The organism is Rhodoblastus sp. 17X3, assembly GCF_030056575.1.
Classification (GTDB): domain Bacteria; phylum Pseudomonadota; class Alphaproteobacteria; order Rhizobiales; family Beijerinckiaceae; genus Rhodoblastus.
Genome location: NZ_JASHHX010000003.1, coordinates 83,304 through 103,957 on the forward strand (window position 1 = coordinate 83,304; position 20,654 = coordinate 103,957).

Sequence of the window (20,654 nt, forward strand, 5' to 3'; positions counted from 1 at the left end):
ATGGTTTGCTTAAGGTGGGTCAGCCACCCGGCGAACGGTGGGTCAGACCTTGTTCTGCTTTTCGCCTCGCGCGAGCAGTTTTCGCGCATTTCCGGCGAGGCGTTTCTGGTCGGCTTTCTTGACGTAGATTTCGGCCATCTTGGGGTCTGACCAGCCGTAAATCGCCATGAGCTGTTTCGTCGTCGCGCCGCGGTTGGCGGCGATGGTCGCGCCGGCCTTGCGCAAGCCGTGCGCGGCGCATTGCGGCAGACCGGCCGCATCGCATTGCTCGCGCCACCAATTGCCGAAGCCGTTCGATGTGAAGGGTTTCCCTTTGTCCGTCGTGAGGAAGGTCAGGTGGCCGGTTTTGGTCGCTTCGATCACGGCCGCGAGTTCGTCGAGCACGGGCAGCTCCAAGGTCACGCCGCTCGACTTCGCCGTTTTTTTCGGCGTGAACTTCAGCCAGTCCTCAGTGACGCGATTCCCGTCCTCGTCTTCGATCTCGGTCGGCCTGATGTGCTGGCGCCCGAACTGGACGACGTCGCCGCGCCGGGCGCCGGTGAAGAGGAACAGCGCGAGAGCGAGGCGCTGCTTCGATCCGACCGGCCAATAAGCCTCGAATTGCGCGACCTCTTCCGGCTCCCATGCGTGAAAGCCGTCGCTGTTATAATGGACCGGCTTCACGTCGCGGGCGACGTTCGCCTTAAGGTGATTGTTTTCGACGGCCCATGTGAACATGGCCGACAGATATTTGATGCGGTTGTTCGCGGCCCCGGGCGTCGCGATGGCCTTGAGATCGCGCAGGACACGGACATGCTTGGCCTCAAGCTGCGCCAATGGGCATTGCCCTATGCGCTCTGGCGCGCCAGGCTTGCGCGGCTCGGCGAAACACCCTTCCAGGATGGAGCGGCGGACCCGCTGCGACTTCGCGTCGAGGCGCCGGAATTCGACCGAGCGCATGTATTCCTCACCCAGCCATTCCAGCGTGTTCTGCCTGACCTTTTCGAGGCCCGCCGGCTTTTCTGGCTTTTCGCAGCGAAGTTCTTCGAGCGCGGCGCTGTATTCCTGCAAGAATTCGACCGAGCCTTCCGGCGCGCGCAGGCGCTTTTTCTTGCCGCTGACGCGGACATAAGTTCGCGTCTGGCCGTGGCGGCTTTGGTCGCGGAAGATATATTTCAGGTCGATTTCGGCCATGGCGGCGCTCATGCTGAGACGTCGCTCCAAATGTCGGAGCCGTCGGCGTCATCCTGCCTCCCGGCCCCACGACGTGGCAAGCGGTTTAGCGCGGTCTCGATCTCGCCGGCCGACCATATCTTGCGACCGAACAGTTCGAACGGCGCGGGCATAAGGCCGTTTTCGACGGCCTTGGCGAAGGTGCTGGCTGAAACGCCGATGAACGCGGCGGCCTCTTCCGCGCCGAGCCCGATCGGATCGCGGGGGCATGGGCGGATCTTGCGCACGGCGTTCATTCTGCGGCCTCCACGAACAAATCGGCGCTGGAGGTGGTTGGTTTCGCTTTCCCGCGAGCAATCTCGACTTCGTCCAGGATGAAATTCGCCGCGACAAGGGCTCGCGCCATCACCGGCGAAACCGAATTGCCGCACATGCGGACTGATGACGTCCCGGTCAGTTTCGACCCGTCGGGGCGGCGGTCGATCACGTAGGAGTCCGGAAAGCCCTGGGCGCGGAACAGTTCGCGCGGGCGCAGCATCCGCATGCCGATATCGACGATCTCGTAAGGCTCGCCCTTGACCATCACCAGGCCGAAGCGGTCGCGGGTCGGAACGGTGTGCATCGGCTCGGCCGGCGAGACGCCGTCCTTGTCGTTGCCGTAATATTTGACCAGGAAGGCGCGGACCTCGGCGCTATGCATTCCCTGCGCCGTCACGGTCGGGTGCGGCGCTTCGATATCGCTGGCGCGGCGGTCGGAGCCTTTGAGGCTGAGCAGCCCGGCGGAGACGACGGCCTGCTGCGCGCCGGTCGCCGTGACGGTCGAAACCGGCTCGTCCGCCGCGCGCGAGCCGGGGCAGGTTCCGCCATTGTGCTGGGCGAGAAAGGCGGCGACGACGCCATGGCGCGGCGCGCCGGCCATGACGGTATGGAGCGGCTCGGCGGGCAGATGGCCGGTGCTGTTTTCGCTGAACTTGGTCAGATGGACAGCGGCGAGGACAGAATCGGCCTTCGCCGTGATCGTCTGCAAGGGTTCGTCGCCCGGACGCGGTCGCGATTGTCCAGCCCTGCCGCCGCATCCGGCAATGACCGGGACGATGATCGCATTCTGATCCTTCTTCGAGGCAGTGACTGTGTGCAAAGGCGGGTCGGCCGGACGAGTCGCGCCGCCCTGCTGGGCATAGGTGACGACCGGAACGACCAACCCATGGGCATCGCGCGCCGCCGTGACGGTATTGAACGGGTCGTCGAGGCCCTGGCCGCGAAAATGGTCGCCGCCATGATTGCAGGTGACGATAAACGGCTCCGCCGCGTCGATCACATAGCGCTGCACGCCCTTGGCGATGCGCGCCATCGTCGCTTCGGCCAAGGGCCGGTTGACGCCGACGGCGCGGCCTTCCTCTTTGGTCAGGAAGATCGAATGGCAGGGCAGCGACCAGTCGATGATCTCCGCCGCCGTGCGCCAGGGCAGGAGCTTGCCGCGCTTGACCTCGTCCGATTTCGGATTGCCGTGCGTCGGCTCCGGCCAGACAATCGGGCGGCCATCGCAGCGCGCGACCAGAAACAGGCGCTTGCGGATCGTCGGCGCGCCATAGTCGCAGGCGCGCAGCTCGCGCCACTCGACCTTGTAGCCGAGCTTTTTAAGTTCGCCGGTCCATTTGGCGAAGGTTTCGCCCTTGCGTTCGGGGATCGGCCTATCGTTTTCGCAGAGCGGGCCCCAATCGCGAAATTCCTCGACGTTCTCCAAACAGATCACGCGCGGCCGGCGCCTCTGGGCCCATAGCACGACCACCCACGCCAGATCGCGGATGTTGCGCGAGAGCGGTTTGCCGCCCTTGGCTTTCGAGTGGTGCTTGCAATCGGGCGAGGCCCACATCAGCCCGATCGGCCGGCCGGGCATGACCTCGTCGGGATTGACCTGCCAGATGTTGGAGTTGAGATGCTGCGTCGCCGGATGGTTGACCTCGTGCATGGCGAGGGCGTCGGCGTCGTGATTGATGGCGACGTCGGGCGAGCGGCCGAAGGCCATCTCGATTCCGAGGCTCGCGCCGCCGCCGCCGGCGAAGGAATCGAGAATGATTTCGTGCGCGCTCATCAGATTTCCCTCAAAGCTTCGGCCCGCGCCGCGTTCAATTCCGCCATCGCCTCGACCGATCCGCCGGCGTCGGGGTGGCGCTGCTTGGCGAGCTCGCGATAGCGCGCCTCGATCTGCAAGCGATCTCCGGAAAAGCTGGGGGAGAAGACGAAGACCTCGCGCCACGGCTTCTTTCCAGCAGGCGCCGGAATGGAGATGAAGCCCTTCATGGTCGCGTGGACCAGCGCGAGCGTGCCGTGACGGAGCTCGACGCGCCGCGCCTCGATGATGTGGTGGATCGCCTGAAGGTTCGCCTCGACGGTCGCGTAGCGGTCCACCGCAATGCAAACCTGCAGCCCGTCCCAATGGAACCAGGCCGCGACGCCGGGATCTGACGGCCGCTCGGCGCCGAGCGTGACGTTGGACGACAGGACGATGTGCTCGAGCTTACGCCCGCTATCGCGCCCGAACGAAACGAGCGAGCTGTAGACGTTTTTCAGCGCGCCAGCGAGCGACATTTTGAATTTTCCGGACTCGCGCGCTCTGGCGCGGGGGAGGCCTTCGGGCCACTGGAGAGGAAAGGCTGGGATCATCGCCCGGGCCTTTCCGCCTTGATCGCTTCAACGATCTTCGCTCGCGCGGAAGGGTCGAACCCTTCGTCGGCGGCGGTAAGCGCCGCGAGGTCCGCGTCATAATCAAGCATATCGTCGGCGATCTGCTCGGGGGTCCAGCCAGCGAAGTCCGCGCCGTTTTCCTCCGCGCATTGGAGCGCGGCGACGACCATTTGTCGGATTTTATCGGCCATGATCGCCTCTACCGATTTCGTCGAGCGCCGCGGCGCCGCGAGCGCGCTGAGCTTCGTAGATCCGGATAAAGCGCAGCGCTTCGTCGTAGATCGGCTTCAGAATTGCTTCGGTCGCGCGCCGTTCGGAGCTGATGAACAGGGTCGGGTTCAGAATGCGGCCCACGGACTCTATGTCGCGGCTTTCGCGCTGAAATTGCAGGACCAGAGGCTCAAAGGGCTTGAGCAGCAGGTAAGCCGTGGAAAGCGCCGCGCCAAGTTCGAGCATCTGCTCGCGGGCGGCTTCGCGGGTGAGGGGCGGCGCCATCAATGCGCCTCCCGGTCCCAAAGGAGCCAGCCGCGCACGGCGATAGAATCGTGCGGCGCGAGGCCGGTGGCGCAGGCGTAGAAGTCCAGATTGCCGGACTCGTCCGCGCGGAATTCATAGGGCCACGGGATCGAATATTCGCGGTAGCTGTCTTCGACCAGGAGGCGCAACTTCGTGTTGAGCGGCGGATCGTCCACGCGGTTGAAATCGCCCGTGGCCGGCAGCGGGGAGTGCAGGCGGGTGGTGACGGCGTCGTCAAAGGCTGGCTGCATGGTCAATCCTTTCAAAACCGCGCTCATTGCGCATCGTCCCTGTTCGCCAGCATTCTCAGCCGCGTGATGATCGTCGCCGGGCTCCGCTTGCGCCCGAACCGCGCCAGGCACGTTTCGGCGACCTCGCGGCAGACCGCGCCCGCGGCGCGCATGTCCTCGATCAGCACGTCTTCGTCCGGCGTGAAGGAGTGGACCTGCGTCCCGTTTCTGCGCGTGTAGGAGATCGGCCGACGGTCCTTGGGCGCCTTCATCCCCATGCTGTGCATGGCGAAGTTGACCGTCGCTGGGTGACGATTGAGGCGCGCCGCGATCTGGCTGGCTCTGAGATTTCTGAGCGCCAGCGATTCGATCTTGCCGCGCTCCTCCTGCGACAAGCGCCCGCGTTTGATATCTGCCATCACGACACCCTCATCGGCATGAGCACAATCAGCAGGTCCGGCGCGGCAGGGTCGCGCAGCAGGGCCGGATCGCCGGCGCCGCCGAGTTCGAACAGGGCTTTTTTGCCGTCCAGCGCCGCCAGCGCCTCGTTGACATATTTGGCGTTGAAGCCGGTGGTGAGCGGATCGGTGTCGTAATCGGCCTCCAGCTCCTCGCTGCCGTCGCCGATGTCGGCGTTGACGACCGAAAGCTTTAGCGCCGCGTCGGCGAAATCCAGCTTCACGGCGCGGCCGCGTTCGCTGGAAAGGACCGAGACGCGGTCGATCGCGGCGGCGAGGCCGGCGCGGTCGAGAATGGCCGTCTTGTCGTTCTGGCGCGGGATGACGCGCTCGTAATCCGGGAACGTGCCATCGATCAGCTTGGACAGCAGGCGCATGTCGCCGGCCTCGGCGGCGATCTTGCTCTCGCTGAGCGCCAGCGCGACGGCGCCGCCGGGCGCGGCCTGGGCGAGGCGCGCGATTTCGGCGCAGGTCTGGCGCGGCACGATCACGCCGGGCATCTGTTGGGCCGCTTTCGGGGCGGGCATGCCGAATCGGGCGAGGCGATGGCCGTCGGTCGCCACAAAGCGCAGTTCGGGGCCGGCGTCAGTCTGCGCGACATGGAGATAGACGCCGTTGAGGTAATAGCGCGTCTCTTCGGTCGAAATGGCGAAGGCGGTCTTCTGCAGGGCGCGCAGCAGGATCTTGGAGTCGAGCGCGAAGCGGTGCGGCAGTTCGCCGGCCTGGAGGTCAGGCCAGTCGGTCACGGGCAGGGTCTGCAGGGCGAAGCGCGCGCGGCCCGATTTGACGGCGAGGCGCGGATTTTCGCCCGCGGCGTCGAGCGAGACGGCGGCGCCGTCAGCAAGCTTGCGGGCGATGTCGTGCAGGGTCGTCGCCGCGACGGTAAGCGCGCCGGACGCGGCGACCTCGGCGTCGATCCGGGTCTGCGCCTCCAGGTCGAGATTGGTGGCGCAGAGCGTCAAGCCGGCAGATGTCGCCTCCAGCCGGACATGGCCAAGAATCGGAATGGTCGATTTGCGCGCCGCGGCGCGGGTGACGAAATCGAGCGCCTTGAGCAGGGCGTTGCGGGGGAGGGTGAGTTTCATGTGTCGCCTCGGAGAAGGGGCGGCCGGGCGCGGGGCCCGGCCTTTGCGTCAGGCGGACATTTCCGGCGCGGCCTCGAAGGCCGGCAGCTCGGTCTGTTCGGCGGCGCGGGGGAGGTCTTCGCGCACGCGCTGGGTCACGGCGAGATCGGGGCGATAGATCTGGTAGAACCACAGGATCGAGCCGCCCGAGACGCGGTAGCGCAGGCGCACGGGGATGCGCGCCTTTTCGCCCATGAAGAAGGGCGCGACCGCCAGCATGAACAGGCCCGGCACTTTCAGCACATTGCCATTGGCGTCGCGGTGCTCTTCCTCGAACACGATCTGCGCCGCGCCGGTCTGCAGCACGCTGGCGTTCTTGACGCGGGAATCGACATTGACCTGGAGGCCGCGCGAGAGGGTGACGAGTTCCGCCGGCGTCGCGATCCTGGTCGCGAACAGGTCCTCGTAAAAGCTGGCCTCGTCGGGTGTCGGCGCCGTCAGTTCGGCGATGCGGTCCTCGATGAAGGCGGCGAAATCGATCTGCTTGAAGGGCTCGCCATTGGTCTGGACCCACGCCTTCCATTCCTCGGACAGCGGGAATTCATAGGCCACGCGGTGCTTGCCATTGTCCGGCTCGCCGCCATTGACCGCCTCGTGATAATCGATCACGGCGGTGAGGCCCGGCTTCGTCCAGGTCGTATCGGCGAACAGGGCGGAATGGCCGGTCTTGTGGCGGACGGTCAGGGCGATGAAGCTGTCGAGCGTCAGCGCGCGGGCGACGCCGCGCTTGGCCGAAGGCTTGGTGCGCCAATGTTCGAACAAGCCCTGAACATTGACCAGCTGCGGCGTCGCGCCCGCGATCTTGAGAGCCGGGATCGTGGACGGCACGCCCTTGACGCCATCCGGCGCGGAGAGGTGGACGATTTCGCCGCCGCGCGCTTCGGCGGCGAGTTGCGTCAGTTTGGTTAGCGCTTCGGCGTTGGGAATTTCATTGCTCATGTTGGGCGGGCTCCGTCAAAAAAGGGTCAGACCGCGCGCGAGAGATCGCGCGGGCCATTGAACATGTCGGTCTGTTGCGGGTGTTCGGTCGAAAGCGAGCCGTCGCTGTCGACGAAGAGATAGGTCGATCCGCGCACCTTCTTGGGGCGGTTGGAATCGATATCGGCGTCGATGGTCACGCCGCCGTTCTCGGCCTTGAACTTGATTTTCAGCGTGACACTGCCGGAGACGGACGTCTTCTTGCGGCCGGCGCGGCTGGCTTCGATCGCGGCCAGCGTGTCGGTGATCTCGGTGGTGAGGTCGGCGGCGATATCGCCGCCGTCAATCATTCCGAGCAGCGTGGAAGCATCGCGTATCTTGGCCATTGTGAGTCCTTTCTTGTCGCCTGGTTGCGCTGGCGTGCGCCAACCGCTCGCCGGCCGTGTGGTTACGCCGCGCTCTGGCGCAGGGCGGGGAGGTAGGTTTTGAACTTTTCGAACAGCTCTTCGGCGAGGTCTGGCGCCGGGCGCAGCTTGTATTTCTTTGGCAGCGGCGCGAGCGCCTCGATCTCCGCCGCCCAGGGCTGCGGAGGCTTGGCGAGAAAGTCGCGGCGCTCGGTGCGCAGGGCGATCAAATCGGCGCGTTTGATGCGCGCGCGCTGGGCGGGGAGGGGCATCGCCAGCCCGGCGGCGGCGTAAATAACCGCGTCGAGTTCGAGCTTGAGAGAATAAAGGCCGAGTTCGAAGGACTCGGCGGCTTTCGTTCCCGATTGCCGCTTGATTCTGGCGGCAAGCGCGCGAGCGGCCGGCGTGGTCAGGTCGCCGATATAGGCCTCATGCGCGTCATGCAGCAGCACGACGGCGCGGTCTTGCGGCTGGGCCGCGTCGAAGGCGATCAGGGTGTGCCGGGCGACCGAGACCGGCTTTTCCGCCGCGCCGGCGTAGCGGTGGATCGTCGACAGCTGGTCGGCGATTTCCTTGAAATCGACCAGCTTCGGGTCGGGGTTGAGCAGGTCGAAGGCCTTGCCGCGCAGGGTCTGGGTCCAGATCACGGGCTGGGCTCCTGCTCGGCCTGTTCATAGGCGACGTGCACGAAGTGGCGCGTTTCATGAAAAAACGCCTCGCTCATCTCGACCACGCGCTCGGCGTGGTGCTTGGCGAGCAAGGCGGCGCCGGCCAATCCGTCGAGACCCACTACATTGTCGGACGCGATGAAATCCGCGTTCTCGATCCGCTCCTTGAGGCGCTCGAGATCGTGAATCGCGCGGATGAGGGAAGTCGCAGCATATCTCATGCGGCTTTCCGGCATGGGGGAAGTCGGTTTCATGGGCGCGTCTCCTCGAGGCGGGCGAGCAGCTTGCCGATGGGATCGCGGCTCGGGTTGTAAAAGCCGCTGCTTCCGGGCCGCGAAACAGGCCCGGAAGCAGCGGAGTGGCGGGCGGCCGGGGAGGTCGGCGCGGCCCGATCTGGCGCCGGATCGGCGGCGAGGCAGCAGATGATGACGGCGAGGACATAGGCCGTGACGCAGAGCGCGGCGGCGGCTTCCTCAAGGACGGCGAGGGCGCGGCTCATGAATGCGCCTCCGCCGCTTTCGCCGGAAAATCTTCAGCGTCTAGTTTTTCGTGGGCGTTAAGTGCGGCCTCTGCGCCTGTCTGCGTCAATGTGAAAAGGTCGTCGCCGCCAGTGAGTTCGTTGCCCGCACGGCGTCTGGCGTATCCTTCTCCAACCATCGCCATCCATATCGCGTAGTCATCGCCGCCGGGTCCGGTCACGAAGTGGTTGCGATAGGATTTGCGGCGCGGGTTCGGCAAGCCGAGCGCATGGCGCGCAAGTTCGCGTTGTTCAGGACTCATGCAGCCCTCCTGTGCTGGCCGGTTCCGGTGACGCCGCGATCGCGGCAGGCGGGGCGGGCGGGGCTGAGGCGCTCGCGCAGGATCTGCGCGGCGGCGATGGCGCCGAAAGTGGCGCTTTCCTCCAGCAGGGCCAGCGCGAGGCGGGCGGCGCTTTTCTCGCCCTGGGCGAGCGCGTCGTCGGCATGGCGCAGGATGCTTTCCGCGGCGGCGGTGGTGGGCCTGGTCTCGCCAAGCGGTTGGCGAACGCCAGAGCGCGGCGCGAAGGTCCCGGTCATTGGCCGGACTCCGCGCGCGCCTTCGTCAGCGTGACGAGCGAGGCGAAATCGCCAGAGGCGAGGCTTTGGGCGCCGGACGCATGGATAGAGATCTCCGGCGCGGCTTCCGGCTGATCACTCTCCTGCTCGCGGTCGATTGGCGACTGGATCAGGTTGACCCGTGCCACATTGGCGAGGTTGATCGCGGTTTCGTGGTTGATCCAGCGGCGGCGGTCGCCATCGCGGACGGTGCGCCATTCAAGGCCGAACAGCCATTTGTCGTCGCCGTCGAGGAAGGAGAACAGCTGGTCGACGTCGGCGCCGGGCACCTCGACGATCAGTTTGAGGGAGCGCCCGGCTTCGCGGACGTTGAGGGTGACATGGAAGAACGCCATTATTTGCCTCCGCTCTGGCATAGGTTGGCGCTCGCTCCGGCATGCGCCGACCGCTCGCACAAGGGCGCCTCGATGCGCGCGAGCTGGGCCCGCATCTCGCGGTCGAATTCGAGGAGAGGCGCGGCCTGGGCGGCTTCATGCGGCGGGGTCGATGTCTCGCAATAGGTGCGGAAGGCCTCTTCCATCGCGTGGAGAAAATGGTCTTTGACCTGGCGCGCCGTCCAGCCGCGATCGAGCAGCTGGGGCTGGGTGACCGAGCCGCATTCGCGGCGAAGGTCGTTCAGGTCCTGCGCCATCAGCGCAGTGATTTCGCGCGGATCGGTCAAATGCGATCGCGCGCCGTCGAGGGCGTAAAGCTGGGACAAGGCAAGGCTCCATCGGTGGGAAGGCCGATGGAGGAGAGAATAGCGGACAGATGTACGCTGTCAAGTCATATCTGACACGCGTACGCTGCTGGGCGTTTTTGCGTTGACTGGGTCTTGGCAGGCCGTCCCCGCGCGATAATCTGCCTGCATTGGGGAGGCCTCCCAATGCCAAAAGCCCTTTTCCTGTTTAGTCTTTGGGGATTATTCCCATGATGTTCCATACCACCGCCATCAAGAGCGTTGGCGATTCGATCCGGAAATGGATCATCAATCAGTTCGTTCTGGCGATTCAGCATTTGACGGACGCAGCCGACAGGCGCGCGGCCATCGAGTGGCTTGAAAATGCGCGAGATACGCTGAGCTCGCAGGCGACAATGATCGAAAAGGCGAAGGCTCTCAACGCCAGCATCGAATATCGCGCGACAGCAAAGATCGTCGCCAACAGTGTCGCGACGACCGTCCGGAACTACAAACAGTCGAATCTCCCGCTTCCTGTCAAACTCGCAATCCCGGCGACGCTGGCTGCGGCGCCTTTTGTTGGAGGGCAGGCGGCGGGGTTAGCGGCGTTTGGCGGTGCGATCGGTCTTCCGGTTCTGCTTTTGCTATTCATCGGCGCGGCTGGCGTCACCTCGATCATTGAAGGCGCCGTCAAATCTCCGGAAACACGAAGCCAGATCGCCGCGATCATCGCCAAAATCACGGAGGATGAATTTTCACGCCGCCTGAATGCGAAAATGAAAGCGGCTATGAAGGCGGAGCCCGCGGCGCCCGCTTTTACTCCCGTCCCGCCTGAGGAGGCCGAGTTGCGGGCCTTTTTGCTCGCGATGGATCCATTCCAGTTCGAGAGCCATGTCGTCGCATTCTTCCAAAATGCCGGCCTCGTCGCCTGGGTCACGCGCAAGGCCAATGACTATGGCGTCGATGGCTTTGCGAAGCATCCCAAAGGCCTCATCGCCACCCAGTGCAAGCGCTATGCAATGGACAATAAGGTTGGCGGACCAGCTATTCGCGAATTTTGGGGATCAATCGAAGCAAGCGGGGCGTTTCGCGGCTATATCGTCACCACCTCGTCCTTCACTACGGACGCGATCAGCGCGGCGGCGCTAACTGACAAGGTTGTTCTGATAGATGGCGCCACGCTTGTCCGATGGCATTTTGAGCCGCCGAGCTTCGCCGATTGAATTCGCCGCGCCACTACGGAAACGCCAATTAAACTTAGTGGTTTTTTATATGCCGAATAGTTCACTCATCGTCAGAACCTTATGGACGCTGAGGATAGTGTTTTTCTTATAGCGGATTTCAGCCTTCGGATTGAGTTGTTCGACGATGATCTCGTCTTGGGTCTCGCGCTTGAAGGTTTTGATGTAGGCCTCGATCGGCGCGCCGTCATGGGCCTTGAGTTGGATGACCACCGAATCGCCGCGGCGGTGGAACCGATGGGGATGAAGGAAGCAAAGATCGCCAGGGCGGTGCAGCGGCGACATGGATTCGCCGACGACCTGGATGGCGTAGGCGTCCAGCACGCTTTCGAGCGCCGGCGGCCGGCGCACATATTCGATGATGTTCGGCGAAATTTCGAAGCCGTTGACGGCTGAGCCGGCCGCCGTGCCGCGCACCGGGAGATCGCGGCGCATTGATTCGGCGGCGGGGCGTTTGACAGGCGCCGGCGCAATCTCGCGGTTTCTCCAGTTTTTGGCTGTCGTTTCGCCGAAGGGGCCGCCAGACGCCAGCAAATCATTGACCGGGACGCCAAGCCACGCCGCGATCTTGCGCAGGGTCTCCATGCTGGGCGTGCCGCCGCGCCCGATCGTACGCGTCAACGTGTCCTTGTTTAGGCCAGCTGCGGTCGCGAAGGCGCTCAGCGTCATTCCGCGCTCCTGCGCGAGGCCGATCAGCTTGTTCATGACGGGGTCTTTGGGCAAGGGCATGCGCAATTCTTGCGGAATTGCGTACGCGATGCGAGCCGGAATACGTCTGTTGACAGCGGACAGTTGTACGCTATAGTCAGCGACATGACTTCGATTGAAAGCCTCATCGCCGTGTTCGACGCCTATGCCGCCTTCTCGCGGCAGGCGGAGGCGACCGTTGCGACCAAATTCCTCGGACGCGGCAACCGCATGAGCGAGTTGCGGGCCGGCGGCGACATGGGCGCCCGGACCATCGCCAAGGCTTTGCAGGCTTTTTCCAATCATTGGCCGGAGGGGGCTGTTTGGCCGGAGGGGGTCGATCGGCCTTCGAAGGAAGGCGCGGGGGCGGCTTGATGGTTCGCGCGTCAGCTCTCCCGTCTTTGTTGGGCTCTCGCCAATCTCGCCAGCGCGAGAGCGAGCGCCGCCCGGGCCTTGCCAAGCCGGGCTTTGCGCTCAAGTTCGCTTCGTTCGTTCAGCTTTTGTGTCTGTGTCTGTCTGTCTCTCTCCAAGCCTTCGGCGTCTTCCCAGCCGCCTTTGGCCTCATTCCGCAGGGGAGCGTGTGATGACGTCCTCTGCATTGTCGTCTTCATCCTTTCGAAAGAGCCATTCGACGACCCAACAATCGGGCAATCGGATGAGCAAATCTACGTGTTCCGCTACGCATTTTTGCGGGTTCGATCCCGCAAAATTGGTGGTCTTCCTGCGCGAGAAATTCCCGCATGACACCGCCAAGAGCGTGGCTGCGGCGCTGAACATCTCGCCCCGCAATGTCGAGAACTGGCTGGCGCTGCGCGCCTCGCCCGGTTTTCTGACCACGGGCGCGATGATCGACCGCTGGGGCGCGGAATTCCTTGTCGCCGTCATGTCTTCGCCGCCCGGATGGGCGCGCGAGGCTGTGGCGCGCGAAGAATTTGCCGAACTGGAGCGGCGTCGCGCCGTTCTGAAATCCAGATTGCGGCGCGACGACTAGGCGCGCCTGGCCCGAGGTTCTTCATGTCCGGTTTCCGCGAGCTCGCGCATCGCTGGCTCTCCGCGCTTTTTCGCGCCACGACCAATCGCGCCTTCGACGTCGCCGAATTCTGCTTTGCCCGCGCCAAGGATCACGACGCGCGGGCGGAGCGGCGCCGCGCCCGGCGCATGCTGGAGCGCTCGCAAGAGCCGGGCGCCAACCCATGATCTTCCTGCGCTGGATCTATCTCAAAGGCGGCCGGCGCGTGGCGGTGTTTTCGCTGCGGCGCCGGAGAAATCCCGACGGGATCTGGCGCGCCATTCAAATCGAGTTTCGGAGGGTGGCGTGAGCGAACTGACCGAACTGTCCATCGACGGCTTCACGCCGCCCGCGCCGCCGGAGTCCGGCCCCGCGCCGCAGCTGCAATGGATCAAGCTGGCCCTGCTGCGGGTCGATCGCGCCTATCAGCGCGATATCCTCCGCAATGGCCAAAGGCAGATCGCCCGCATCGCGGCGGCGTTCGACTGGGCCTGCTTCGCGCCGGTGATCGTCGCTCCGATCGAGGGCGGCCTTTACGCCATCATCGACGGCCAGCACCGCTCCACCGGGGCGCTGCTGGCCGGCAAGCAGGAGGTTCCCTGCCAGATCGTCATCGCCGACGCCCGCAAGCAGGCGATCGCCTTTTCCGCGATCAATGGCGCGGTGACGCGGATGTCGGCGCTGGCGACGTTCCGCGCCGCGCTGGCCGGCGGCGAGCCGGAAGCGGTCGAGATCGACCGGCTGGCGCGCGAGGCCGGCATTCGCGTCCTCGGCTATCCGCTCGCGGCGGCTCAGATGAAGCGCGGCGACTGCACCTGTCCCCAGGAGCTGCGTTCGCTGTTCCGCCGCTTCGGTCCCGCCGACCTGTTGCGCGCCTTTGTGGCTTTGTCCGCCTCGGGCGGCGAGATTCGCGGCTATGTCTCGCCCCCTGTCCTGCGGGGGCTGTGCGCGCTGTTCGCGGCCAAGCCGCTCGGGATCGACGTGATCCGCGTCTTTTTCCGGCGCGTCGATTTTCCGTCCGTGGTGACGGAGGCGAAACGTCGCGATGGCTTTTCGCTCGCCGATGAAATCCGCGCGGTGCTGGCGGAGAAGATGGTTCAGGCCGCGCGGAGGGCTTCCTGATGGATGCGGGGCAGGAAGTTCAATTCGAGCCAGTTGGCCGGCCGCAGCCGCTCTTTGGCTGGATCCTCCCGTCCTTTGAGGATCGTATTGTCAACGACGTCCGCGCCGGATTTTCTTTCGAAGCGATCTGCGCGCGGCAGACATGCGACGCCGAAGTTGCGCTGGCCGTGATCGCGCGGGCGCGCGCACATGACTTTCTGACCGAGGACGAAGCTTCCTTCCGTGGCGTCGGCAGGGAGGCCGCAGCATGCGCCTGAGCGACGCCCAGATCGAGGAGCTCAACGCCCGCGCCGATCTCGGCGCGCTGGCCGCTCAATTTGGCGCGACGTTGCGGAAATCCGGCCGCAACCTGATCGGCTCCTGCCCGCTGTGCGGCGGCGGCAAGCGCGCGACGCGGTTCGAGATCAAGGACAATGGCGCGCTTTGGCTGTGCGCGGTCTGCGCCGAGGGCGGCGACGCCCTGGCGCTCGTCCAGAAGGCGCGCGGCGGCGATTTCCGCGCGGCGGTCGAATTCCTGGGCGGCGCGGCGTCGCTCTCGGCCGAGGACGAGGCGCGGCTGGCACGCAAACGCGCCGCCGAGCAGGAGAAGCGCGAAAAGGCCGCCGCCTTCTTTCGCGCGCAGGAAATCGCGCGGGCGCAAAAGCTCTGGGATCACGCCGAACTGTTCGGCCGCGAGGGCGTCGAAAGCTATTTGCGGGGGCGGGGCTGCCTGCTGCCCGGGACGGCCGACATTCGCGGCGCGCGCGCCGTGCCTTATTTCCATGGCGAGACGGTTGACGAGCTCGGGCGGCGCTCGCCGCGCGTGCTGATGCGCGGTCCGGCCATGGTGTCCGCAGTGCGCGACAATGACGGCGCCTTCTGCGCCGTCCATGTGACCTATCTCGACGCCTCGCTGACGCGGAAAGCCAAGGTGAGCGACCCGGACGGCGGCGAGGCGCTGCCGGCGAAAAAGGTGCGCGGCGCCAAGGCGGGCGGCCATATCGTGCTTCGCCTGCCGGAAGATCCCAAAAGGCTGTTCTTGGGCGAGGGGATCGAGACGGTGCTTTCGGTCGCCACGGCCCTGAAGCGCGAGGGCCGGATGCGCGGCTCGGACGCGTTCTGGTCTGCGGTCGATCTCGGCAATCTCGGCGGCAAGGCTGTTTCGAGCGTGGCGCATCCGACGCTGAAGACGCCCGGCGGGAAGGCGCAGCGGGTTCCCGGCGCGGAGCCGGATTTTTCCGCGCCGGGGATCGCTCTTCCCCCCTGCGTGACCGAGCTGGTCCTGCTCGGCGACGGCGATTCCGACGCCTTCACCACCGGGCTGGCGATGCAGCGGGCGGCGGCGCGCTATGCCCGGCCCGGGCTGTCGATCCGGATCGTGATGGCTCCGGCGGGGCTGGATTTCAACGATTTATTGGTGAGCGCGGCGAGCGCCCAAAGCAAGGAGCACGCGGCATGACGAAATCGAGAACACGGCGGGAGACCGAGCGCGCGCTGGTCGAGTTGCTGCGCGACGGCAAGACCCGGGCGGCGGCCGCAGAGGCGCTCGGGGTCCAGCGCAATTCGATCGCCACCATCATTCACGAGATGCGGCGCGCGGGCCGCTGGCCGCTCGATCTGGTCGAGGTCAGCGCCGCCACGCCCTTCGAGCTGGACGACGACGAGTCGCGGCCCTGCATCGAGGCCAATGTGCGGCATTTGCGCGATCTGGAGCGCGAGCACGCCTATGGCGCCGGCGAGCTGAACATCGAGCCCTGCGACATCGGGCAGGCGGTGATGAACACGCGCCGGCTGATGCGCCAGGCGGGCGCCAGCGCCAGCTATCTGTCCTCGCCCGCCGGGCTTTGCGCGGAGAGCCATCAATGAGCGCGGATGATTTTTTCACACAGGCTGACCAGGCCGTGCGCGGCGCTGTGGCCGATCTGTGCGCCAAAGCCGGAGCCGAGGGAACGGAGCCGGAAGATGTCTGCGCGACGCTGCTGTCGATCCTCGTCGCCTGCGCCTTCGACGTCGCTGAGGCGACGCCTCTGCCGTCAGACCGGGCGCTGCAGTTGGTGTGCGACATCGCGACGCGCCATGCCGCGATCTGCGCGGCCGAGGAAGGCGCGGTCGGGAATGCGTGAGATTTGGCCTTTCGATCCGCTGCGCCCGTTCTCTTTCGACGTGATCGTCGCCGATCCGCCATGGTTGTTCGATCTGCGCTCGGAGAACGGCGAGGGCAAATCGCCTCAGGCGCATTATGATTGCATGTCGATCGAAGATATCGCCGCGATGCCTGTCGGCGATCTCGCGCGTGGCGACTGCTGGTTGTTTCTCTGGACCTGCGCGCCCTCGCTCGATCGCGCATTCGACGTTCTGCGCGCCTGGCGCTTCACCTATTGCTCGCGTTTTTCCTGGGCGAAGAAGACCGTGAACGGGAAGAAGCGGCTCGGCCCCGGCTATGTCGTTCGGACGCTCCACGAGGACATTCTGATCGGGAAGATTGGCGATCCGCGCCGCGCCAAGGCGCTCAACTCGCTGTTCGACGGCGTCGCACGCGAGCACTCGCGCAAGCCGGATGAGTTCTTTTCGCTGATCGAGGGTTTCGCGCCCGACGCTTTCCGGCTCGACCTGTTCTCGCGTCAGAACCGCCCGGGCTGGACCAATTGGGGCAATGAGGCGACAAAATTCGATGAGGTCGCGCCTTGACCGATCCCTCCAAATTGATCGCGGATATGGTCGAAGGCGCGGCTGTCGTCTCCGGCGCGCTATGCGCAGAGGACATGGCTGACAATTTTGCGCCGAAGTCTCCCGCTCGCCCGGCCGAAGATGAGCCGGCTCTCGCCCCGCGCCAGTTTGGGTTCGATATCGACAGCCTCAACCGGGAGTTCGCGCTCGTCCTGATGGGGTCCAAGGCGGTCGTCTTTCTTGAGCAGCCGGACGCCATGGTGGAGGACCAGCAGCGCATCCTGACGATCGAGGCCTTTAATGCGTGGTTTGCCAATCGCTTTACCGAAATCTGCGGCTCCGACGGCAAGATCAAGGCCGTCACCTGGGCCAAGGCGTGGTTGTCGTCGAAGCTGCGTCGCTCCTATCGCGGGGTCGAATTCTTCCCGGACCCAAACAATGCGCCGGGCACCAAGGATTATCTGAACCTGTGGAGCGGGCTGGTCTGCCTGCCGCTGCCCAGGAGCGACCCGCGCGCCTATGGCACCTTCGCCGACCATCTTCTGAACAACGTCTGTCGCGGCGATCCTGGGCTCTACAAATGGGTGTTCGGCTTTTTCGCTCACATGATCCAGCGGCCGCGCGAGCGGCTCGGCGTGGCGCTGGTGATGCGCGGCAAGATGGGCTCCGGCAAGACCAAGGTCGGCGAAGTGTTCGGCTCGCTGGCGCCGCGCCACTATTTCCTTGTCGACGACCCGCGCTACGTCACCGGGCAGTTCAACGCCCATATGGCGACGTGCCTGCTGTTGCAGGCCGATGAAGCGGTCTGGGCGGGCGACAAGGCGGCTGAAGGGCGGCTGAAGGGCCTTGTGACCTCGCCGATCCAGCAGATCGAGGCCAAGGGCGTCGATCCGATCCGGCTGAAAAACTACGTCCGGCTGATCATGACATCAAACGAGGAATGGGTCGTGCCCGCCGGCAAGGACGAGCGGCGCTTCTGCGTCCTCGATATCGACCCGCGCTGCTCCCAGAACCATGAGTATTTCGCTGAAATGGATCTCGAACTGGCGAACGGCGGGCGAGAGGCGCTGTTGCGCGATTTGCTCGATTTCGACCTTTCGAGCGTCAATCTGCGCCAGATCCCGCGCACCGAGGCGCTGCTGGAACAGAAAATACGCTCGCTCGATTCCGTCGAGAGCTGGTGGTTCGAACGCCTGATGGCCGGGACGACGACGCGCGGCGGCGGCCAATGGCGGCAGGAAATGCCGTGCGAGAGTCTGTTCGACGATTATATCGCGGCGTCCGAACGCATCGGCGTCAAGCGCAAACAGGAGCAGACCGTTTTCGGGATGAAGCTGGCCAAGCTGGTGGCGGGGCTGGAGAAAAAGCGGCCCTGGGTCGATATCGAGGACAAGACCGGCATTTCCGTCCGACGCCGCGCCTGGTGCTACCTGCTGCCCTCGCTCAGCCACTGCCGCGAGGCCTTCGCCGAGGCGCTTTGTCAGGACGTGACATGGCCGGACGACGATGGCGCGGGCGAAGACGAGGGCCGCGAGAGACCGGACTGGGAGGGGTAAAACGCTTTTTCTCGGGGTTTGGTCCAACCTTTGCCGGTTTGGTCCAACCTCAAAAACAAGGTTGGACCAAAATAACTCTTTTATTTCAATGCTTGGTCCAACCTGTCCAACCTGTCCAACCTTTTTGCCTCATGTGTGCGCGCGCGCAGGCGGGCGCGAAACCCGGCGAAGAAAAATTCCAGAAAGTTGCTTTATAGGTTGGACAGGTTGGACAGGTTGGACCAGATATAAAAAAAGCAAACGAAAACAAGTGCTTATTCTGGTCCAACCTTTGGTGTTTTGAAAAGTCATAGGTTGGATAGGTTGGACCAAAAGGGGCGAGCGATGGGCGAAATGGAAAAGGCGCTTTTGCAGGTCGTGAACGGGCACGCGTTTCTGACGTGGCGCGGATTTGAGACGGGCGCGGCCGGTGCGGAATTTCAGAATCTGCGGAAGGCGTGGCCTGATCACATCGGAGAGTTCAGCCGCGCACTGGACTGGCTGCAATGCGTTCCGCCGCGCCTGACGGTCAACCGCGACTTCGACAGTTATCGGCTTAAACACGCCGCCGAGCATTGGGCGGGCGGCTATGTCAGCAACGGCGCGCTGATCGCCGCCGCGCTGCATCTCGGGTTTGTCGTCGAGCCGATCGCCGGGTCGCTCAACGCCTACATCTCCGTGTCCGGCGAAACCAAATGGCCGAAATCCTGAGGGGCTGACCATGAGCGGCGAAAAACTGAAGCGGATGGCGGTGATCGAGTTGGCCCGGAAATGGGGCGGGGCGATGCGGGCGGCGGTCGTGGCCACGCCGAAGCAGCGGATCGATATCGAAGCGCTGCTCGCCTGGGCCTATCTGCGCGAGCTGCCGAAAGTGCCGCGCATTCCCAATGCGCCGGAGGAGTTTCGCCGCGCCTGGGACAAGGTGAGCCAGATGGGCGAGGAATTGTCGCTGGCTGGCCTCGACGATAATCGCTTCGGCGTCGTGCCTGATTTCTTTGCGCAGGATCTGCCGCATAACGACGCGCTGATCGTCCACGATGCGGTCTGCGCGCTTGACGCCTTCTGCCTGAGCCTGCCCGACGACTGGTCGCCGCTGGAGGATCTGGGCGATCTGGGCGGCCATGCCGGCGCTGTGGCGGCCAAGGCGCTGGATCGGCTCACGTCGATCGACGACAAGGGCCAGCGCCGCCTGCGCCGCACGCCGCGCCGCCTGCTGATGCGCCACGCCATTCTCGGAGGCGCGCCGGATTGGGAGATCGAGCCGCCGGAGGTGCGCTTCGTGCAGGAATATGGCGCCGACAAGTGGTTTGTGCGTGAGGTGATCGTGACGGATGGCGCTTTCGGATCATCGCGGTTCGAGGTCGAGCTCGACGGCTTCGACCATGTCCGGCGCATGCCCAAGCCCTTCGCCTATCGCAAGACCGAACTTTCGCCCGATCCGACCGACGGCTGCGTGGCGCGGGCCGAATATGAGGTTTGGCGCTATGCGCTTGACGCGCTGGTCGCCGATCTCGATGGCCGGCTGGAGCGGTTTGACGTGGTGGCAAGCCCTCGGTCGATGCGCCCGTGGGAGGAGCCTGCGCCGCAGCTGGGGCGGGTGCTGCCTGATCTGACGCGGCGCGTCGCTCGCGATTCGGGAAAAGTGCGCGGCGGCCAAAAAAAGATTACAAGCGTCGCTTGACTTGCGACAGATATTTGGTGCAGTCTCAGTCACAGACAAACAGGTTTAGAAAACCCGCTTCGGCAACGAGGCGGGTTTTGCTTTTGGAAAACGGTTCACCCTCCCTGGGTAGAACGTTCATCGCCACCTGAGGCTTCCGTCATGCGTCGCAGCGCCGAAAATCGTGCGCAGAGGCGACCAAGGGCGAGGAAGTGAAAGACGCGCTCGCCTTCATTCGCCGCCGCGTTCGGCTTGAGCTCGAACTTCTCCGATATATCGAAGGATTACCCGACATGGCTTCCCCTCAGCTTGAAGCTCTCGCCCAGGCCGTCGCCAACCTCTCGGCGGCTTCGCAGTCTGCGGTGAATGTGATTTCGGCGCATGCCGCGGTTTCCGTAGATCCCGCGCAACTCGCCAACTTCGCCGCTCAAGTGCAGGCTGCGACCGACGCGATCAATCAGGCTGTCGCGGCGAACCCCGCTCCGCCGGCGGCGTGACAGGCTTGGGCCAGTCATGGCGCTAAAGTGCAGGCCGCCGATATTGGCTTGCGCCGACAGGTCGGCGGCGCGCGTTCCCCCAAAGGTGCGGGACAGCTTTTATATTACGCCAGAGTTCAAGGCCTGGCGTGAGATCGTCATCGGACGGGCAGGGCGGAGATGTGAGAAATGCGGGCGCGCCGAGCGGCGTATGTTCGCGGACCATATCATCGAGGTGAAAGACGGCGGCGCGAAGCTTGACCTTGCCAATGGCCAATGCCTGTGTGGCTCCTGTCATACCTTGAAGACCAACCAAGAGAAGGCCAAGCGTCTGGCGCGTCCTTTCTCGGTGGAGGGGTAGGGGGTTTAAT

General features: G+C 64.7%; 35 protein-coding genes. 15 read left to right on the plus strand and 20 right to left on the minus strand.

From position 1 onward, the window contains the following. Window positions 1–42: 42 nt before the first annotated feature. From QM467_RS04520 to QM467_RS04605, 18 genes are all read right to left on the minus strand, one after another. A complete protein-coding gene (locus tag QM467_RS04520) occupies window positions 43–1,185 on the minus strand; it encodes a tyrosine-type recombinase/integrase (RefSeq protein WP_283365110.1) in 1,143 nt (380 codons plus the stop codon). Further along, window positions 1,182–1,448, minus strand: a complete 267-nt coding sequence (locus tag QM467_RS04525) for a helix-turn-helix transcriptional regulator (protein ID WP_283365111.1) — start codon at window positions 1,446–1,448, stop codon at window positions 1,182–1,184. Before QM467_RS04525 ends, QM467_RS04520 begins: the two co-directional genes overlap by 4 nt. Then, window positions 1,445–3,244, minus strand: a complete 1,800-nt coding sequence (locus QM467_RS04530) for a DNA cytosine methyltransferase (RefSeq protein ID WP_283365112.1) — start codon at window positions 3,242–3,244, stop codon at window positions 1,445–1,447. Before QM467_RS04530 ends, QM467_RS04525 begins: the two co-directional genes overlap by 4 nt. Next, window positions 3,244–3,741, minus strand: coding sequence for a J domain-containing protein (locus tag QM467_RS04535; protein WP_342395096.1), 498 nt, complete (start codon window positions 3,739–3,741; stop codon window positions 3,244–3,246). Before QM467_RS04535 ends, QM467_RS04530 begins: the two co-directional genes overlap by 1 nt. Before the next feature lie 71 nt (window positions 3,742–3,812). Then, window positions 3,813–4,028, minus strand: a complete 216-nt coding sequence (locus tag QM467_RS04540) for a hypothetical protein (RefSeq protein ID WP_283365114.1) — start codon at window positions 4,026–4,028, stop codon at window positions 3,813–3,815. Further along, window positions 4,018–4,332: a hypothetical protein gene (locus tag QM467_RS04545; RefSeq protein ID WP_283365115.1), complete on the minus strand. Its 315-nt coding sequence runs from the start codon at window positions 4,330–4,332 to the stop codon at window positions 4,018–4,020. Before QM467_RS04545 ends, QM467_RS04540 begins: the two co-directional genes overlap by 11 nt. Further along, the gene (locus QM467_RS04550; RefSeq protein ID WP_283365116.1) at window positions 4,332–4,631 is read right to left on the minus strand and encodes a hypothetical protein; all 300 of its coding nucleotides are present in this window, start codon (window positions 4,629–4,631) and stop codon (window positions 4,332–4,334) included. The genes QM467_RS04545 and QM467_RS04550 overlap by 1 nt, the downstream gene beginning before the upstream one ends. Continuing rightward, window positions 4,628–5,002 (minus strand): helix-turn-helix domain-containing protein, encoded by a 375-nt coding sequence (locus tag QM467_RS04555; protein ID WP_283365117.1) that lies wholly within the window; start codon window positions 5,000–5,002, stop codon window positions 4,628–4,630. Before QM467_RS04555 ends, QM467_RS04550 begins: the two co-directional genes overlap by 4 nt. Next, window positions 5,002–6,126 (minus strand): DNA polymerase III subunit beta, encoded by a 1,125-nt coding sequence (gene dnaN / locus QM467_RS04560; protein ID WP_283365118.1) that lies wholly within the window; start codon window positions 6,124–6,126, stop codon window positions 5,002–5,004. The genes QM467_RS04555 and dnaN overlap by 1 nt, the downstream gene beginning before the upstream one ends. 48 nt (window positions 6,127–6,174) lie before the next feature. Further along, window positions 6,175–7,104 carry a DUF2303 family protein gene (locus QM467_RS04565; RefSeq protein ID WP_283365119.1) on the minus strand — a complete coding sequence of 310 codons (930 nt, stop codon included), beginning with the start codon at window positions 7,102–7,104 and terminating at the stop codon, window positions 6,175–6,177. Between the two features lie 26 nt (window positions 7,105–7,130). After that, window positions 7,131–7,469, minus strand: a complete 339-nt coding sequence (locus QM467_RS04570) for a hypothetical protein (protein ID WP_283365120.1) — start codon at window positions 7,467–7,469, stop codon at window positions 7,131–7,133. A 62-nt stretch (window positions 7,470–7,531) separates the two neighbouring features. After that, window positions 7,532–8,134: a hypothetical protein gene (locus tag QM467_RS04575; RefSeq protein ID WP_283365121.1), complete on the minus strand. Its 603-nt coding sequence runs from the start codon at window positions 8,132–8,134 to the stop codon at window positions 7,532–7,534. Beyond that, complete coding sequence (locus QM467_RS04580) at window positions 8,131–8,409, minus strand: hypothetical protein (RefSeq protein ID WP_283365122.1); 279 nt, start codon at window positions 8,407–8,409, stop codon at window positions 8,131–8,133. The genes QM467_RS04575 and QM467_RS04580 overlap by 4 nt, the downstream gene beginning before the upstream one ends. Further along, on the minus strand, window positions 8,406–8,654 hold the full coding sequence (locus QM467_RS04585) for a hypothetical protein (RefSeq protein ID WP_283365123.1): 249 nt from the start codon (window positions 8,652–8,654) through the stop codon (window positions 8,406–8,408). Before QM467_RS04585 ends, QM467_RS04580 begins: the two co-directional genes overlap by 4 nt. Then, complete coding sequence (locus QM467_RS04590) at window positions 8,651–8,935, minus strand: hypothetical protein (RefSeq protein ID WP_283365124.1); 285 nt, start codon at window positions 8,933–8,935, stop codon at window positions 8,651–8,653. Before QM467_RS04590 ends, QM467_RS04585 begins: the two co-directional genes overlap by 4 nt. After that, window positions 8,932–9,210, minus strand: coding sequence for a hypothetical protein (locus QM467_RS04595; RefSeq protein WP_283365125.1), 279 nt, complete (start codon window positions 9,208–9,210; stop codon window positions 8,932–8,934). The genes QM467_RS04590 and QM467_RS04595 overlap by 4 nt, the downstream gene beginning before the upstream one ends. Continuing rightward, the gene (locus QM467_RS04600) at window positions 9,207–9,584 is read right to left on the minus strand and encodes a hypothetical protein (protein WP_283365126.1); all 378 of its coding nucleotides are present in this window, start codon (window positions 9,582–9,584) and stop codon (window positions 9,207–9,209) included. Before QM467_RS04600 ends, QM467_RS04595 begins: the two co-directional genes overlap by 4 nt. Then, window positions 9,584–9,949, minus strand: a complete 366-nt coding sequence (locus QM467_RS04605) for a hypothetical protein (RefSeq protein ID WP_283365127.1) — start codon at window positions 9,947–9,949, stop codon at window positions 9,584–9,586. Before QM467_RS04605 ends, QM467_RS04600 begins: the two co-directional genes overlap by 1 nt. Before the next feature lie 209 nt (window positions 9,950–10,158). On the opposite strand from QM467_RS04605, the gene QM467_RS04610 reads away from it, so the two are divergent. Continuing rightward, window positions 10,159–11,130, plus strand: a complete 972-nt coding sequence (locus QM467_RS04610) for a restriction endonuclease (RefSeq protein ID WP_283365128.1) — start codon at window positions 10,159–10,161, stop codon at window positions 11,128–11,130. Between the two features lie 45 nt (window positions 11,131–11,175). Here QM467_RS04610 and QM467_RS04615 read toward each other — a convergent pair whose 3' ends face one another. Further along, window positions 11,176–11,877, minus strand: a complete 702-nt coding sequence (locus QM467_RS04615; RefSeq protein ID WP_283365129.1) for an XRE family transcriptional regulator — start codon at window positions 11,875–11,877, stop codon at window positions 11,176–11,178. 84 nt (window positions 11,878–11,961) lie between these two features. On the opposite strand from QM467_RS04615, the gene QM467_RS04620 reads away from it, so the two are divergent. From QM467_RS04620 to QM467_RS04640, 5 genes are all read left to right on the plus strand, one after another. Further along, entirely contained in the window at window positions 11,962–12,210 is a 249-nt protein-coding gene (locus QM467_RS04620; RefSeq protein ID WP_283365130.1) for a hypothetical protein, read from the plus strand. 280 nt (window positions 12,211–12,490) lie between these two features. Then, window positions 12,491–12,826 (plus strand): hypothetical protein, encoded by a 336-nt coding sequence (locus tag QM467_RS04625; protein WP_283365131.1) that lies wholly within the window; start codon window positions 12,491–12,493, stop codon window positions 12,824–12,826. Between the two features lie 23 nt (window positions 12,827–12,849). Then, complete coding sequence (locus tag QM467_RS04630; RefSeq protein WP_283365132.1) at window positions 12,850–13,032, plus strand: hypothetical protein; 183 nt, start codon at window positions 12,850–12,852, stop codon at window positions 13,030–13,032. Then, entirely contained in the window at window positions 13,029–13,154 is a 126-nt protein-coding gene (locus QM467_RS04635) for a hypothetical protein (protein ID WP_283365133.1), read from the plus strand. Before QM467_RS04630 ends, QM467_RS04635 begins: the two co-directional genes overlap by 4 nt. Further along, window positions 13,151–13,966: a ParB/RepB/Spo0J family partition protein gene (locus tag QM467_RS04640; protein WP_283365134.1), complete on the plus strand. Its 816-nt coding sequence runs from the start codon at window positions 13,151–13,153 to the stop codon at window positions 13,964–13,966. Before QM467_RS04635 ends, QM467_RS04640 begins: the two co-directional genes overlap by 4 nt. On the opposite strand, the gene QM467_RS04645 is transcribed toward QM467_RS04640, so the two are convergent. Beyond that, on the minus strand, window positions 13,942–14,157 hold the full coding sequence (locus tag QM467_RS04645) for a hypothetical protein (protein ID WP_283365135.1): 216 nt from the start codon (window positions 14,155–14,157) through the stop codon (window positions 13,942–13,944). The two genes, QM467_RS04640 and QM467_RS04645, sit on opposite strands and share 25 nt — an antisense overlap. A gap of 56 nt (window positions 14,158–14,213) precedes the next feature. On the opposite strand from QM467_RS04645, the gene QM467_RS04650 reads away from it, so the two are divergent. From QM467_RS04650 to QM467_RS04690, 9 genes are all read left to right on the plus strand, one after another. Further along, a complete protein-coding gene (locus QM467_RS04650) occupies window positions 14,214–15,404 on the plus strand; it encodes a DUF7146 domain-containing protein (RefSeq protein ID WP_283365136.1) in 1,191 nt (396 codons plus the stop codon). Beyond that, window positions 15,401–15,811 carry a helix-turn-helix domain-containing protein gene (locus QM467_RS04655; protein WP_283365137.1) on the plus strand — a complete coding sequence of 137 codons (411 nt, stop codon included), beginning with the start codon at window positions 15,401–15,403 and terminating at the stop codon, window positions 15,809–15,811. Before QM467_RS04650 ends, QM467_RS04655 begins: the two co-directional genes overlap by 4 nt. Continuing rightward, window positions 15,808–16,068: a hypothetical protein gene (locus QM467_RS04660; RefSeq protein WP_283365138.1), complete on the plus strand. Its 261-nt coding sequence runs from the start codon at window positions 15,808–15,810 to the stop codon at window positions 16,066–16,068. The genes QM467_RS04655 and QM467_RS04660 overlap by 4 nt, the downstream gene beginning before the upstream one ends. Continuing rightward, entirely contained in the window at window positions 16,061–16,633 is a 573-nt protein-coding gene (locus tag QM467_RS04665; protein ID WP_283365139.1) for an MT-A70 family methyltransferase, read from the plus strand. The genes QM467_RS04660 and QM467_RS04665 overlap by 8 nt, the downstream gene beginning before the upstream one ends. Next, window positions 16,630–18,168, plus strand: a complete 1,539-nt coding sequence (locus QM467_RS04670; protein ID WP_283365140.1) for a primase-helicase family protein — start codon at window positions 16,630–16,632, stop codon at window positions 18,166–18,168. Before QM467_RS04665 ends, QM467_RS04670 begins: the two co-directional genes overlap by 4 nt. 324 nt (window positions 18,169–18,492) lie before the next feature. After that, complete coding sequence (locus tag QM467_RS04675) at window positions 18,493–18,858, plus strand: hypothetical protein (RefSeq protein WP_283365141.1); 366 nt, start codon at window positions 18,493–18,495, stop codon at window positions 18,856–18,858. Between the two features lie 10 nt (window positions 18,859–18,868). Continuing rightward, complete coding sequence (locus QM467_RS04680) at window positions 18,869–19,828, plus strand: hypothetical protein (RefSeq protein WP_283365142.1); 960 nt, start codon at window positions 18,869–18,871, stop codon at window positions 19,826–19,828. A gap of 272 nt (window positions 19,829–20,100) precedes the next feature. Beyond that, the gene (locus tag QM467_RS04685; RefSeq protein WP_283365143.1) at window positions 20,101–20,304 is read left to right on the plus strand and encodes a hypothetical protein; all 204 of its coding nucleotides are present in this window, start codon (window positions 20,101–20,103) and stop codon (window positions 20,302–20,304) included. 16 nt (window positions 20,305–20,320) lie between these two features. Then, window positions 20,321–20,644, plus strand: a complete 324-nt coding sequence (locus QM467_RS04690; RefSeq protein ID WP_283365144.1) for an HNH endonuclease — start codon at window positions 20,321–20,323, stop codon at window positions 20,642–20,644. Window positions 20,645–20,654 lie beyond the last annotated feature (10 nt).